Genomic DNA, 14036 nt, shown 5'->3' with positions numbered 1-14036 from the left:
GCTGATTTTTACCTGCGAATGGCAGGCATTGTAAAAATCAGCCGGGAGAGACGCCTGAGACAGCGTCCAGGTAAAACCGGGAAAATTTCTTAGTTTTATGCCATTCGGGGCGAAAAGGTGAGGCGCATCACATCACGCTGGACTCGCGCGGCGCCTGCGCGTTCAAAAACGGCAGCAGCAGCAGGGCAGAAATCCCCGCAGCGATGGCGATCACCGCGAAGAAACCGCTCCAGTGCCAGATGTCGATCACCCGCGCCAGCGGCCAGCCGGAGAGCGACGCGCCGAGGTAGGCAAACAGCCCGACAAAGCCCGTCGCCGCGCCGGCCGCCTCCTTGTGGGAACACTCCGCCGCCGCCATGCCGATCAGCATCTGCGGGCCGAACACGAAGAAACCGGTGGTGAAGAAGCACGCCGCCTGCATCACGTAGCTGGCAAACGGCATCAGCCACAGGGAGCCGACGGAGAGCAAAATCCCGGCGGCGAAAATCAGGTTCATTGGGCCGCGGTTGCCGTTGAACAGCTTATCCGAGCCCCAGCCCGCCACCAGCGCGCCGATAAACCCGCCCAGCTCGAACATCGTCACCGCCGAGTTGGCGGTCACCAGGTCCACGCCGAGCGTCTCGGACATGTACAGATTGCCCCAGTCGTTGATGGCCGCACGCACCACGTAAACCAGCACGTAGCAGAGCGAGAGAAGCCAGATATAGGGGTTTAGCAGCACGTATTTGGTGAGGATCTCTTTACGCGTCAGCCCCGCCCCCTCCTGCTGTTGCGCCATTTCCATCTCATCGTGCCGCCAGTCGCCCACCGCGGGCAAACCAACGGTTTGTGGCCTGTCGCGCAGGCGCCAGCAGAGGAACAGCCCGGCGAGAATGGCAAGCCCGCCGGCAATCATCATTCCAGCGCGCCAGCCGTAGTGCAGCGCCGCCGCGCCCACCACCATCGGGATCAGCGCCCCGCCGACGTTATGCGCGGTGTTCCAGACTGCCCACCAGCCGCCGCGCTCGTTGCGCGAGTACCACGCCGTGAGCAGGCGGGCGCAGACCGGCGCGCCCCAGCCCTGGAAAAACGCATTCAGCGCCCACAGCAGAGCAAAGGCCCAGAGAGAAGTGGAGAAACCAAACAGGATATTCACCACGCCGGTGGCAATCAGCCCAACGCCCATGAAATAGCGCGCGTTGGAGCGGTCGCTGACGATGCCGGAGAAGAACTTCGACAGGCCGTAGGTGATGTAAAACAGCGTCGCCAGCAGGCCAATATCGGTACGCGTCATCACGCCGCTGGCGAGGATTTCCGGCGCGGCGGCGTTGAAGCTTTTGCGGGTGAAGTAGAACAGCGCATAGCCGAGCCAGATGGTGATCAGGATATGGCGACGCCAGTAGCGGTAGCGGGCGTCGATTTCCGCTTTATTGCCTATCGGCGCGGCGTTAACAGGGGTTTTAAACATGGTGGCTCCTTAGCGGCAGGCTGACGCTGACGCGCGTCCCGTGGGTGCAGGAGATGTTCAGCGTGCCGCCGAGCGCCTTCACGCGCTCGCGCATGCCCGCCAGGCCAAAGCCCTGTTGGCCGGAGCCCGGCGGCAGGCCGCAGCCGTCGTCCTCTATCACCAACTTAAGGCTTTCATCCTGCTGCCAGCCCTGCAGCGTCACCGCGCTGGCGTTGGCGTGTTTGACGATATTGTTCAGCCCTTCCTGACAGACGCGGAACAGCGTCACGCGCTGGCCTTCGCTCAGGGTGGCTTCATTGATGCGCCAGTCGAGATGGCTGACAATGCCGCGGCTTTCCAGCTCCATCTCGCGCATCAGGGAGCGTACCGCCTGCTCCAGCGTCAGGTCATCGAGCTGGCGCGGGCGCAGCCGTCCTAACAGGCGGCGAACGGAGTCATAGACCCCCAGCGAAAGCTGTTCGATATGCGCCCCGCCCTGCTTCACGCCGGCGTTTTCCGCCGCCAGACGCTGGATGATGCCCGCCTGCGTGCGGATGGCGGTGATGGTCTGGCCGATATCATCGTGCAGCTCGCGGGCAACCTCCTGCCGTACGCTCTCTTCGGTCTCCAGCAGGCGCTCCGCCAGACGACGGTTGCGCGCCAGTTCGGTCTGCAGGGACTGGTTCAGCTCGCGCAGGCGCTGAATGCCCGCCCCCAGCAGCAGCCCGGTCAGGCTCTGGGCCAGCAGGGAAAGCAGGAGGTCCACCGGATGGTCGTGCCAGGTCTGGCTGGCAATCAGCGCGATGGCGTTCATCAGCGTGGCGATCAGCGCTCCCTGCCAGCCATAGTGCCAGGCCAGTGCGATAATTGGGAGCGCCAGGCAAAATGGGGTAAAGCGCGAAAGCTCGGCCGGTAAACCCAGTTGAAGCCACAGGCTTACCACAAACAGCAGCAGATACCAGATGAGATGCCGGGCGCGCCAGTTCACGGGTTGAGATACCAGCGCCGGGCCAAGCGGCTGCCAGACGGTGCTGGTGAGGTAATACCAGATAACCAGACAGGTCGGGGCCAGCGTCAGGCCGCCGGTGAGGGTCAGCAGCAGCGCGTTGAGCATCTCCTTTTCCCCCATCCACGGCAAGGACTGCAGCAAGGCTGCGGCAATCAGCGCCGCCCCCTGACGCAGCAGCGTGCGCCAGTCGCGCTGGTGACGATAGCGGGAAATAAGCGCAACCGGAAGAAGCGTGAGCAGGCTTCCGGTCATCAATAAGGGCAGATGCGCGAGGGCGACTTCCTGCGACAGCCAGACCAGCATCAGCCATTCAGCACCCAGCAAAACGGGCCAGTAGCCGCGCGGACATTGCAGCATCAGCCCCAGACGCAGACCGAAGGGAAACAACAGCACCGCCAGCTCCGGGCGTTCCACCAGGTGCAGGCTGATGCTCCACAGGCAGAACCAGGCGGCGGAGAAGATAAAGAAGCTGGCAACGACGGCGATTAGCCGCGAAAAGACGGGACTCATTGCCAGCTGTCGAACATGCGGCGCGCCAGCTCGACGTCGTTGCTGACGTTAAGTTTTTCCATCAGGTTGGCGCGATGAACGTGCACGGTTTTCGGGGACAGATCCAGCTCGGCGGCAATCTCTTTTACCGACATCCCCTGCGCGAGTTTTTCCGCAACCTGACGCTCGCGCTTTGTGAGCGGATCCTGGCGTCCGGCCGCCAGCTTGATGGCGATATCCGGAGTTAAATAGCAGCCGCCGGTGGAGACGGTACGCACGGCGGCGATCAGCTCGTCCGGGCTACAGCGTTTTGAGAGAAACCCGCGTGCCCCCGCGTTAAGCGCCTGCTCCACCAGCGCCGGGCTGTCGTGGACCGACAGCATGATAGTCGCCATGCCTTTTGGAAGCTGGCTTAGCAGCTCAAGCCCGGAGAGATCCGGCATCGAGATGTCGCAGATACAGACCTGCACGCCGCGCCCCGGCAGGCCCGCCAGCGCTTCGCGACCAGAGCCGAACTCGGCCACGACCTGAAAATCGGGTTCGAGGTTGAGAAGCTGGGCAAATCCGGAGCGGACGATAAGGTGGTCGTCGATAAGGGCGATGGTGGTCATGTGAGTTCCTGCGGTCTGAAAAAGCCGGATGGCGCTGCGCTTATCCGGCCTACAAGAGCGAAAGACGCTTACCTTAAGCGATTTACTCGAAGAACACCGCAATTTTGTTAAACATGGCGGGATCGGACTGGTTGCGTGCCACTTTGGTGACGTCTTCCAGCTTGTCGATCTGAGCCATCATCTGCTCCAGACGCTGGTCATCATTGACCAGTAGCCAGATGCGACTGTGCTCGCTGCCCTGAATCGGCAGACAGAGAATGCCTTCCACGTTAAACGCGCGGCGGGCAAACAGCCCGCAGACGTGAGTCATGACGCCAGGGTGGTTGCGGACGGTGAGTTCCAGAATGACGTTATCATGTTGTTTCTGCATGGCTTATTCCCCCACCATCTCAGTATTTGCCGCACCTGGCGGCACCATCGGATACACTTTTTGTTCAGGATCGATACGCACGTGGATCAGCGCCGGACCAGGGCGAGAGATCGCCTCCTGCAGTGCCGCGTGGGCATCCTCTTCCGCGTTCAGATCGCAGGTGTGCAGGCCAAAACCGGCGGCAATCTGCATAAAGTTAATCATCCCCGGATAGGTCGCGGCAAATACCCCCTGCTTGTAGAACAGGCTTTGCTGCTGGTGTACCAGCCCCAGCGCCTCGTTGTTCATCAGAATGATTTTCACGTCCAGCTGGTTTTCGGCTGCGGTCGCCATTTCCTGAATGTTCATCATCAGGCTGCCGTCACCGGAGAAGCAGATCACCTTACGGTCCGGATTGGCCAGCGCCGCGCCCACGGCGGCGGGCAGGCCAAAGCCCATGGTACCCAGGCCGCCAGAGGTCAGCCACTGGCGCGGACGGTTCAGCGGGTACGCCTGGGCAGTCCACATCTGGTGCTGCCCAACGTCGGTGGTAACGATCGCGCTGTCGTCCACGCAGGCGGCAACGGCGTTAATCAGCCCGTAGTGGCTCAGCGGGTCGCCTTCGGTTGGGATGGCGCCAGGGAACTCGCGCTGCAGATCGGCCACCAGCTGACGCCAGTCGGCGCGGTCAGTTGCGTCAGTTTGCGGGATCAGCTGCGCCAGCACTTCCGCCACATCCCCCTGAATAGCCACATGCGGCTGTTTGATTTTGCCCAGCTCGGCGCGGTCGATATCCACGTGAATGATTTTGGCATTCGGGCAGAACTGTTCGGTTTTACCAATCGCCCGGTCATCAAAACGCGCGCCCATAACAATCAGTAAATCAGCCTCTTGCAGAATGTAGTTGGTGCTGCGCGCGCCGTGCATGCCCAGCATTCCCAGAGACAGCGGGTGCGCTTTGGGCAGCATGCCGAGCGCCATCAGGGTCATGGTGGTGGGCAGATTGGCTTTTTCTGCAAACTGACGGATTTCATCTGCGGCGTTAATTGCCCCACCGCCCAGATAGAGCACCGGACGTTTGGCGGCGTTAATCATGGCGGCGGCATCGCGCACGCTCTCAGCGCTGAATTCTGGCGCGGGCGCACGGTCGCCCGGCTCCGGCAGCACGTCGATCTCAATTTCCGCGGTCTGGACATCCTTAGGAATGTCTATCCACACCGGGCCTGGACGGCCAGACTGCGCAATGCGAAACGCATCGCTGATAACCTGAGGAAGCTCGGCGATGTCGCGAACTAAATAGTTATGTTTGGTGATGGGGATAGAGATGCCGTAGGTATCCACTTCCTGGAATGCATCGGTACCGATCATCGAGGACGGCACCTGACCCGTGATGCAGATCAGCGGAATGGAGTCGAGGCGCGCGTCTGCGATGGCGGTCACCAGGTTGGTTGCACCCGGGCCGCTGCAGGCCATACAGACCGCCGGTTTGCCCTGGGTACGCGCCATGCCCTGAGCGATAAAGCCTGCCCCTTGCTCGTGGCGCGCCAGCACGTGGCGGATCTGCGTGCTTTGGCTTAACGCATCGTACAGCGGCAGCACCGTGCCGCCAGGGATGCCCGCAACCGTGGTGATACCTTGCCGTTCCAGCAAATGAACGATCAGCTGCGCGCCGGTGAAACGCGTCTTGGTGGATGTTGTGCCCGAAATTGCCATGCTCCAGTCCTTTTATGGGCCGACTTTCCGGGAGGCGTTTAAACTAAAAACCCCGCCCGGTTTGCGCCGGCGGGGTTTTGGATTCGTGTGTTGATCCAGTCCCTACGGCGCATTGCCGACGACCACCACCACACGCACGACTACCACTGCGGCTGGTTGCGCAGTTTTTAGTAGGGTCGAAGTGAAGATGGATGAAGTCATTGGGGACCTGTGTTTGGATTCATTGATTGAATTTATACAAACACAGGTTTTTCGGCGTGACAATGGAAATATTTTCATCTGCGCAAAAATGCGTCAGGGATCACGTTTCGTTTGTTAAGTGATAAAAACAAAAAACCCCGCCGGAGCGAGGTTTTTATCAGGGTTTTGCGGTTGGTCGCCGCAGAACACACTGTGTTACGTCAACGCAAAAAAGTATACGCGATCGAAGACGAACGCGCAATTCAGGCACGGATTTTGACGTTTTTGAGTATGGATGGGGTTTCGTGTTCTGTCCAAAAAATACTGTTCATACATACAGTATTTATCTATAATGAGGATGTTCGCAGTGAGCGAGGGGGCCGCAGTTCTACCGGCGCAACGAAGTCCTGGCTGAAACGGGTGGTGCCGTCAGTGCCTTAACCCCTGAAGTGAGCACACTGTGTTACGTCAATCCAGGTGCTGGCAACAGGCGGCGGAAAGGTACGCCAGCATCGTGCTCCTTTTAACCAAAAGGAGACGCGTATGAGCGTAGTGGATATGGTGATACTTATCCTCAAACTCATTGTTGCTGTACTGCAACTGCTTGATGCTGTCCTGAAATTCATTCGCTGATTCAGGTTCAAGTCGCACCTGAGAGGGGCGGGAAACCGCCCCTCTTTAATAACGAGGGAATGCTATGTCGCGTCTGTTAATTGAGCCTGTTACGCCAGAAGAGCCAGGGTACATCGCCCTGAAGGCTGAAAGTATCGCATTGAATTTCAACATGCTGCGCAGGCTGGAAGAGAACTGGCAGCGGGGTGAAAACCGCTTTAACGCGCCGGGCGAAAAGCTGCTGGGCGCCTTTCTCAACGGCAAGCTGGTGGGCGTATGCGGTCTTAACCGCGATCCGTTCAGCCAGCAGCCGCGCGCCGGCCGCATTCGCCATCTCTACGTCAGCGAGAAGTGCCGCGGGTTGGGCATTGGCAAACAGCTTTTGACCGTGGTGATGGCCGATGCCAGCATCTGGTTTGATTTCCTCAATACCCATGCGCCGGACGCCGCGTACGGTTTCTATCGTCAGGCGGGTTTTACGCTGGTGTCTGACGAACCGCGGGTGACGCACCGTCTGTTTTGCGCAATTTGAGCGGCTGGCGGCATCGGATTGCGAATGTTACAGTTAAGTGACAACTCACCACCCGACACGCCATGACCATCACCGTTTTCTGCATTTTACTCTTCGCCGCGCTGCTGCATGCCAGCTGGAACGCCATCGTCAAAGCCGGAACGGACAAGCTCTATTCTGCAATCAGCGTCAGCGGCTCCGCCACGCTGATTGCCCTGGTGCTGCTCCCCTTCTCGCCGCAGCCTTCTGCCGCAAGCTGGCCGTTTTTGATTGTCTCCTGCGCCTTACAGGTGGTGTACACGGTGCTGGTGGCGAAGACCTATCAGGTCTCCGATATGAGCCAGACCTATCCGCTGATGCGCGGCACCGCGCCGCTGCTGGTGGCGCTGGTAAGCGTGCTGGCGCTCGGCGATAGCCTCTCGTGGCTCGCCTGGTCCGGCATCGGGGTGATCTGCCTGTCGATACTGGCGATGGCGATGAACGGACGCATGCAGTCGCGAAAAGGGATCTGGCTGGCGCTGCTGAATGCCTGTTTTATCGCGGGCTATACGCTGGTGGACGGCACCGGCGTGCGGCTCTCGGACACCGCGCTGGGCTACACGCTGTGGACCTTCTTTATGAACGGCTTCTGCCTGCTGAGCTGGGCGATGGTCGCGCGTCGGCGTGAAGCGTCCAGCTATCTCCGTCTGCACTGGAAAAAGGGGCTGCTCGGCGGCGTGGGAACCATGGGCTCTTATGGCCTGGCGCTCTGGGCAATGACGCAGGCACCGCTGGCGGTGGTCGCGGCGCTGCGTGAAACCTCCATTCTCTTTGGGGCGCTTATCGCTTTTATGCTTTTAAAAGAGCGGGTTGCGGGCCTGCGTATTGCTGCGGCGCTGGGAATTGCGGGCGGTGCGATTCTGCTGCGCCTGGCGTAAATCACTGGCAACATTAGTTGCCGATCTTGTTTACAAATCCTGCCTTGTCTTGTTTCTCCATTCATCACAGTAATGCTTAATTTGTCATCTCACTGTGGTAGATTCCTCGCGCATTTATGGGAATGCGCAGTCACTTATTCTTCATTTTTCTCTTTTGGCAAAAGTATTCAGCGACATGAAAAAACAAAGGAACGTTAACTTATTGTTGATGCTGGTGTTACTGGTGGCCGTCGGTCAGATGGCGCAAACCATCTACATTCCGGCGATTGCCGATATGGCAAAGGAACTTAACGTCCGCGAGGGCGCAGTACAAAGCGTGATGGCAGCCTACCTGCTGACCTATGGCGTTTCGCAGTTGTTCTATGGTCCGCTCTCCGACCGTATCGGCCGCCGTCCGGTGATTTTAGTCGGCATGTGCATTTTCATGGTCGCGACGGTGATTGCGATGACCACTCACAACCTGACCGTACTGATTGCCGCCAGCGCCCTGCAGGGCGTCGGTACCGGCGTCGGCGGTGTGATGGCGCGAACCTTACCGCGTGATATGTATCAGGGCACCCAGCTCCGCCATGCCAACAGCTTGTTGAATATGGGGATTCTGGTAAGCCCGCTGCTGGCACCGCTGATTGGCGGCCTGCTGGACACGATGTGGTCCTGGCGCGCCTGCTACGCCTTCCTGCTGACGCTCTGCATCATTGTGACCTTCAGCATGGCGCGCTGGATGCCGGAAACGCGCCCGCAGGACGCGCCACGCACGAAGCTCATCACCAGCTATAAAACGCTGTTCGGTAACGGATCGTTTACCTGCTACCTGCTGATGCTGATCGGCGGTCTGGCGGGCATTGCGGTGTTCGAAGCCTGTTCCGGCGTGCTGCTGGGCGCGGGTCTTGGCCTGAGCAGCATGGTGGTGAGTATTCTGTTTATTCTGCCAATCCCGGCAGCGTTCTTTGGCGCCTGGTTTGCCGGACGTCAGAACAAGCGTTTCTCAACCCTGATGTGGCAGTCGGTGATCAGCTGCCTGCTGGCTGGCGTAATGATGTGGCTCCCGGGGCTGTTCGGCGTGATGACCGTCTGGACGCTGCTGATCCCGGCGGCGCTGTTCTTCTTCGGCGCGGGCATGCTGTTCCCGCTCGCCACCAGCGGCGCGATGGAGCCGTTCCCGTTCCTTGCAGGCACGGCGGGCGCGCTGGTGGGCGGTTTGCAGAACATCGGTTCCGGCGCGCTGGCCTGGCTCTCCGCGATGATGCCGCAGACCGGGCAGGCTAGTCTGGGGTTACTGATGACGCTGATGGGGCTGCTGATTTTACTGTGCTGGCTGCCGCTGGCGTCGCGTGTCCCGCATCACGAGCAGCCGGTTTAACCGCATGATGGCCCGGCTTCTCGCCGGGCTTTTCACAGACAGGTGCGATCATAGCCTGTAATAACGGCTCTGGCGCAGGCCGCCAGGCGCCCTCTTCTCCGTCGTAAAACTGAAAATCCGCGTTAAGCGCATACGGAATTTTCGCCTTTTGCAGCTCGCAGGCCATATACGTGGCAAACGCCATTTGTGACGCAGTCGGCGTTAAGCGGCTTGACTCCCCAACGCCCCAGCCTCCGACCCAGCTAACGTGTCCGGTTTTTTGCTGCCAGCGCAGCGCGGTATTGATGCGGTTATGGATAGCCGCTTTCTCCGCCGCCGTGCCGGACGTCCACGGATATTTACCGCTATTTTTCAGCGGCCCCCACGGGAAAACATGCCACTCCGCCAGCAGGTAGTTCTGGCTATGGGCAGGCAGCTTCAGGCTGGTTAAATCCTCCGGCGCGGCGCGCAGGCGCGGTGCGATGAAGATCATGCGCTGCGGGTCAATGTCGTGGATCGCTTTAATGGTTTTTTCATAGACGCGGTTTAACGACGCCAGGTTGTGATTGAGCTTGTCAGCCGGCTCATAGATGAGATCAAACCCCAGCAGAGGGTAGCTCTGGCCGAAATAGTGCGCCACGGCAATCCACCAGTTGATCGTCTCTTTCTCGTTATCGGCTTTCGGGTCGTTTTTGTATTCATCAGCCTGATAAGCGACTATCGGGATCACGCCATACTGCTCGCAGGCTTCCACCAGCTTGCGCAGGTGGATCAGCCGCGCTTCCGTCGGTTCATCGGCCACGCGGATACGCACATGGGTAATGCCTTTTGCACGGAAATCGCGAACCACCAGCGGATCGAACTCGCGAATACCGCGCTCGGTGCGCGCCCAGTCCACATCCATTCCGACGCCCAGCTGCTGCGCATAGTGGGCAGCCGTCAGCGGCGGCTCAGCGGCAACCGCCCAGCCGGAAGAGATCAGTAACGCAGAGGCAATAAAAGGCTTTAACACGGTTTACCCTGGATAAATCAAAAGCATTACCTGTATTTAGCACGCTTTTTCACATTTGGTGTAGCGTCAAAGCGTAATAATTCTTCACCTTGCAAGTTCTCTCAGCCAGCCGATAAAGGCGTCAATTTTCGGCCACTGGCGGCCGGGAAGCGTTGAGATGTAATAATGCTGATGGCATTTGAGGGTTTTTTCACCAAACGGCGCAATCAACTCGCCCCGCTCGAGCCGTTTCTGCACCAGCCGCTTTCTTCCCATCGCGACGCCTACGTGGTTGATGGCCGCAATAATCGCTAAATCGGAACGATCGAAACCAATGCCCGATGATGGCGGCATATTCACCGCAAAGTGCTGTGCCCAGCTCAGCCATTCGTCCGTGCCGGAATCATTGCTCCAGGCCTGACGGTCATGCAGCAGCGTGCAGTGGCTGAGGTTATGGGGGTTTTTAAGCAGTTCATGTTCGCGGGCATACGCCGGCGAGCAGACGGGCAAAATCTCTTCGTCCATCAAAAAGTGATGAGAAAGGTGGTTTGGCGGCGTATCGTCGAAATAGAGCGCCAGATCGACGCCCGTTCGCTGCATATTAACGTAATCATTGCCGGTCAAGATGGTGAGTGAAATCGACGGGTAGCGGCGGGTAAAATCCCCCAGCATCGGCACCAGCCAGCATTGAGCAATCGACGGCCGGGAGTACACCGTTAGCGTACCGGACAGCGCCTGGTTTTTGATATCCAGGATCTCCTGATTCAGGGTGTCGAGAGACGATTTCAGCGTCCAGTAAACGCGCTTTCCCTCCTGCGTCAGCTCAACTTTACGGTGTGAGCGGACAAACAGCTGAATGCCCAGCTCCTCTTCCAGCAGGTTGATGCGGTGGCTCACCGCGCTGGGGCTGAGCGAGAGTTCCTCCGCCGCCAGTGCGAAGGACTCATGCCGGGCAGCTACTTCAAAGGTGTACATTTTCGACAGCTGCCAGCCGTTTAACATCCGGTTTCTGGCTTCATTCGCATCGGTCATCACAATTCTCACACGTTATTTCTGCGCTCAGCATACCGCTCAAGCATGAATTAATGTGAACCAATGACGAAATAAGTGTGCTTTTTAGAGTTCAGTCACTCACTTGATCCAATCTGGCTCACCTGAACGCCAATTTATATCGTTTGTCAGCCCACGCCGTTTTTTCGTCCAATACCCCCAGATGACATAAGGGTGAGGTGAGATATGGGATCTCAGGTCTGGGTTGTGGCAACGCTGCTTGTCAGCATCGTGTTGATTGTTTTAACCATCGTAAAACTGAAGTTTCACCCGTTCCTCGCGCTGCTGCTGGCGAGCTTTTTCGTCGGCGCGATGATGGGGATGAGCCCGCTGGATATGGTGAACGCCATTGAGAGCGGAATTGGCGGTACGCTGGGCTTCCTGGCGGCGGTTATCGGCCTTGGCACTATTCTCGGCAAAATGATGGAAGTTTCCGGCGCGGCAGAGCGCATCGGGATTACGTTGCAGCGCTGCCGCTGGCTGTCAGCAGACGTGATTATGGTGCTGGTGGGCCTTATCTGCGGCATTACCCTGTTCGTGGAAGTGGGTGTGGTACTGCTGATCCCGCTGGCGTTTTCCATCGCCAAAAAGACCAACACGTCGCTGCTCAAGCTTGCCATTCCGCTCTGCACCGCACTGATGGCGGTGCACTGCGTGGTGCCTCCGCATCCGGCTGCGCTGTTTGTCACCAACAAATTAGGTGCGGACGTCGGAACGGTGATTGTCTACGGTCTGATGGTGGGCCTGATGGCCTCTCTGGTCGGTGGCCCGCTGTTCCTGAAACTGCTCGGCAACCGTCTGCCGTTTAAACCGGTTCCGGCGGAATTTTCAGACCTGAAGGTGCGTGAAGAGCACACTCTGCCGTCGCTGGGTGCGACGCTGTTTACCGTGCTGCTGCCGATTGCCCTGATGCTGGTGAAAACCATCGCCGAGCTGAATATGGCAAAAGAAGGCACGCTGTATACCCTGCTGGAGTTTATCGGCAACCCAATCACCGCGATGTTTATCGCCGTGTTTGTCGCCTACTACCTGCTGGGGATCCGCCAGCATATGGGCATGGGCACGATGCTGACGCACACCGAGCACGGCTTCGGCTCTATCGCCAACATTTTGCTGATTATCGGCGCGGGCGGCGCGTTCAACGCCATTCTCAAAACCAGCGGACTGGCGGATTCACTGGCGCATATTCTCTCGAACCTGCACATGCATCCTATCCTGCTCGCCTGGCTGGTGGCGCTGGTGCTGCATGCCGCCGTTGGCTCCGCTACGGTCGCGATGATGGGGGCGACGGCGATAGTCGCGCCGATGCTGCCGCTCTATCCGAACGTAAGCCCGGAGATTATCACCATTGCCATCGGTTCCGGCGCTATTGGCTGCACGATCGTGACCGATTCTCTCTTCTGGCTGGTGAAGCAATACTGCGGCGCGACCCTGAATGAGACCTTCAAATACTATACGACGGCGACGTTTATCGCCTCGGTGCTTGCACTTGGCGGCACATTCCTGCTTTCTTTCATTATCTGAGCGCGACGAGACGTATTATGGAAAACGCAACTATCACTACTTTAACCGCACAGTTTCCTCTGGTTGAGGATCTGATTGCCCTGAAAGAAACGACCTGGCTCAACCCGAACGCCACCACGCTTGCACAAGGGTTGCCGTATGTCGGGCTGACCAAAGCCGACGTGGACGATGCGCATGCTCGTCTCAACCGCTTCGCGCCGTATCTGGCGAAAGCCTTCCCGGAGACGGCCGCCACGAAGGGAATTATTGAATCCGAACTGGTCGCCATTCCGGCAATGCAGGCGCGGCTGGAGAAAGAATCTGGCAAATCCATTCCCGGCACGCTGCTGCTGAAAAAAGACAGCCATCTGCCAATCTCCGGCTCGATTAAAGCGCGCGGCGGCATCTATGAGGTGCTGACCCACGCGGAAAAGCTGGCGCTGGAAGCCGGATTGCTAAGCACCGAAGACGACTACAGCATTCTGCTGGAACCGCGCTTTAAGGACTTCTTCAGCCAGTACAGCATCGCGGTGGGCTCAACCGGCAACCTTGGGATGTCCATCGGCATTATGAGCGCTCGTATTGGCTTTAAGGTCACGGTGCATATGTCCGCCGATGCCCGCGAGTGGAAGAAAGCCAAACTGCGCAGCCACGGCGTCATTGTCGTGGAGTATGAGCAGGATTACGGCGTAGCGGTGGAGCAGGGACGAAAAGCGGCGGAAAGCGATCCGAACTGCTTCTTTATCGACGATGAAAACTCCCGCACCCTGTTCCTGGGCTACGCGGTTGCAGGCGAGCGCCTGAAGGCGCAGTTTGCCGAACAGGGCCGCGTGGTGGATGCGGAGCATCCGCTGTATGTCTACCTGCCGTGCGGCGTCGGCGGCGGCCCTGGCGGCGTGGCGTTTGGCCTGAAGCTGGCCTTTGGCGATAACGTGCACTGCTTCTTTGCGGAGCCTACGCACTCTCCGTGCATGCTGCTGGGCGTCTACACCGGCCTGCATGATGAGATTGCCGTGCAGGATCTGGGCATTGATAACGTCACGGCAGCGGATGGGCTGGCAGTAGGACGCGCGTCGGGCTTCGTGGGCCGCGCGATGGAGCGCCTGCTTGACGGGTTCTACACCCTCTCCGATCAGAGCATGTACGACATGCTGGGCTGGCTGGCGCAGGAGGAAGGGATTCGCCTGGAGCCGTCCGCGCTGGCAGGCATGGCCGGCCCGCTGCGCGTGCATTCGGATGCCAGCGTCACTCACCTGGTGTGGGCGACCGGCGGCGGCATGGTGCCGGAAGACGAGATGGCGAAGTATCTGGCTAAAGGGAAGTAATTATGCCGGGT

14 protein-coding genes are annotated in these 14036 nt (G+C 58.9%); 6 read left to right on the top strand and 8 right to left on the bottom strand.

What is annotated here, in order from left to right; translation table 11 throughout:
- Positions 1 to 127: 127 nt before the first annotated feature.
- The 6 genes from uhpC to ivbL form a co-directional block, all read right to left on the bottom strand.
- Positions 128 to 1447, bottom strand: a complete 1320-nt coding sequence (gene uhpC, locus PYW49_RS19440) for an MFS transporter (protein ID WP_320387265.1) — start codon at positions 1445 to 1447, stop codon at positions 128 to 130.
- Positions 1440 to 2945: a signal transduction histidine-protein kinase/phosphatase UhpB gene (gene uhpB / locus PYW49_RS19435; protein ID WP_320387264.1), complete on the bottom strand. Its 1506-nt coding sequence runs from the start codon at positions 2943 to 2945 to the stop codon at positions 1440 to 1442. The genes uhpC and uhpB overlap by 8 nt, the downstream gene beginning before the upstream one ends.
- Complete coding sequence (uhpA, locus tag PYW49_RS19430) at positions 2942 to 3535, bottom strand: transcriptional regulator UhpA (RefSeq protein WP_014881931.1); 594 nt, start codon at positions 3533 to 3535, stop codon at positions 2942 to 2944. The genes uhpB and uhpA overlap by 4 nt, the downstream gene beginning before the upstream one ends.
- 82 nt (positions 3536 to 3617) lie before the next feature.
- Complete coding sequence (gene ilvN, locus PYW49_RS19425) at positions 3618 to 3905, bottom strand: acetolactate synthase small subunit (protein WP_134348271.1); 288 nt, start codon at positions 3903 to 3905, stop codon at positions 3618 to 3620.
- 3 nt (positions 3906 to 3908) lie between these two features.
- Entirely contained in the window at positions 3909 to 5597 is a 1689-nt protein-coding gene (gene ilvB / locus PYW49_RS19420) for an acetolactate synthase large subunit (protein ID WP_320387263.1), read from the bottom strand.
- A gap of 102 nt (positions 5598 to 5699) precedes the next feature.
- Complete coding sequence (ivbL, locus tag PYW49_RS19415) at positions 5700 to 5798, bottom strand: ilvB operon leader peptide IvbL (RefSeq protein WP_057979964.1); 99 nt, start codon at positions 5796 to 5798, stop codon at positions 5700 to 5702.
- A gap of 522 nt (positions 5799 to 6320) precedes the next feature.
- On the opposite strand from ivbL, the gene tisB reads away from it, so the two are divergent.
- From tisB to emrD, 4 genes are all read left to right on the top strand, one after another.
- Positions 6321 to 6410: a type I toxin-antitoxin system toxin TisB gene (gene tisB, locus PYW49_RS19410; RefSeq protein WP_047347446.1), complete on the top strand. Its 90-nt coding sequence runs from the start codon at positions 6321 to 6323 to the stop codon at positions 6408 to 6410.
- A 64-nt stretch (positions 6411 to 6474) separates the two neighbouring features.
- The gene (locus PYW49_RS19405; RefSeq protein ID WP_134348268.1) at positions 6475 to 6921 is read left to right on the top strand and encodes a GNAT family N-acetyltransferase; all 447 of its coding nucleotides are present in this window, start codon (positions 6475 to 6477) and stop codon (positions 6919 to 6921) included.
- A 62-nt stretch (positions 6922 to 6983) separates the two neighbouring features.
- Complete coding sequence (locus PYW49_RS19400; protein ID WP_320387262.1) at positions 6984 to 7817, top strand: EamA family transporter; 834 nt, start codon at positions 6984 to 6986, stop codon at positions 7815 to 7817.
- 175 nt (positions 7818 to 7992) lie between these two features.
- A complete protein-coding gene (gene emrD / locus PYW49_RS19395) occupies positions 7993 to 9177 on the top strand; it encodes a multidrug efflux MFS transporter EmrD (RefSeq protein WP_320387261.1) in 1185 nt (394 codons plus the stop codon).
- On the opposite strand, the gene PYW49_RS19390 is transcribed toward emrD, so the two are convergent.
- Both PYW49_RS19390 and dsdC read right to left on the bottom strand, forming a co-directional pair.
- Positions 9080 to 10168 (bottom strand): cellulase family glycosylhydrolase, encoded by a 1089-nt coding sequence (locus PYW49_RS19390; protein ID WP_320387260.1) that lies wholly within the window; start codon positions 10166 to 10168, stop codon positions 9080 to 9082. The two genes, emrD and PYW49_RS19390, sit on opposite strands and share 98 nt — an antisense overlap.
- 84 nt (positions 10169 to 10252) lie before the next feature.
- Positions 10253 to 11179: a DNA-binding transcriptional regulator DsdC gene (gene dsdC / locus PYW49_RS19385; RefSeq protein WP_320387380.1), complete on the bottom strand. Its 927-nt coding sequence runs from the start codon at positions 11177 to 11179 to the stop codon at positions 10253 to 10255.
- A 204-nt stretch (positions 11180 to 11383) separates the two neighbouring features.
- On the opposite strand from dsdC, the gene dsdX reads away from it, so the two are divergent.
- The gene (gene dsdX, locus PYW49_RS19380; RefSeq protein ID WP_320387259.1) at positions 11384 to 12721 is read left to right on the top strand and encodes a D-serine transporter DsdX; all 1338 of its coding nucleotides are present in this window, start codon (positions 11384 to 11386) and stop codon (positions 12719 to 12721) included.
- A 17-nt stretch (positions 12722 to 12738) separates the two neighbouring features.
- Positions 12739 to 14025 (top strand): D-serine ammonia-lyase, encoded by a 1287-nt coding sequence (gene dsdA / locus PYW49_RS19375; RefSeq protein ID WP_320387258.1) that lies wholly within the window; start codon positions 12739 to 12741, stop codon positions 14023 to 14025.
- Positions 14026 to 14036 lie beyond the last annotated feature (11 nt).

The sequence above is a fragment of the Enterobacter chinensis genome (assembly GCF_034008295.1).
Taxonomy (GTDB): domain Bacteria; phylum Pseudomonadota; class Gammaproteobacteria; order Enterobacterales; family Enterobacteriaceae; genus Enterobacter; species Enterobacter chinensis.
The sequence above is the reverse complement of the archived record's forward strand: the minus strand, read 5'-3'. Positions and strand labels throughout refer to the sequence as shown.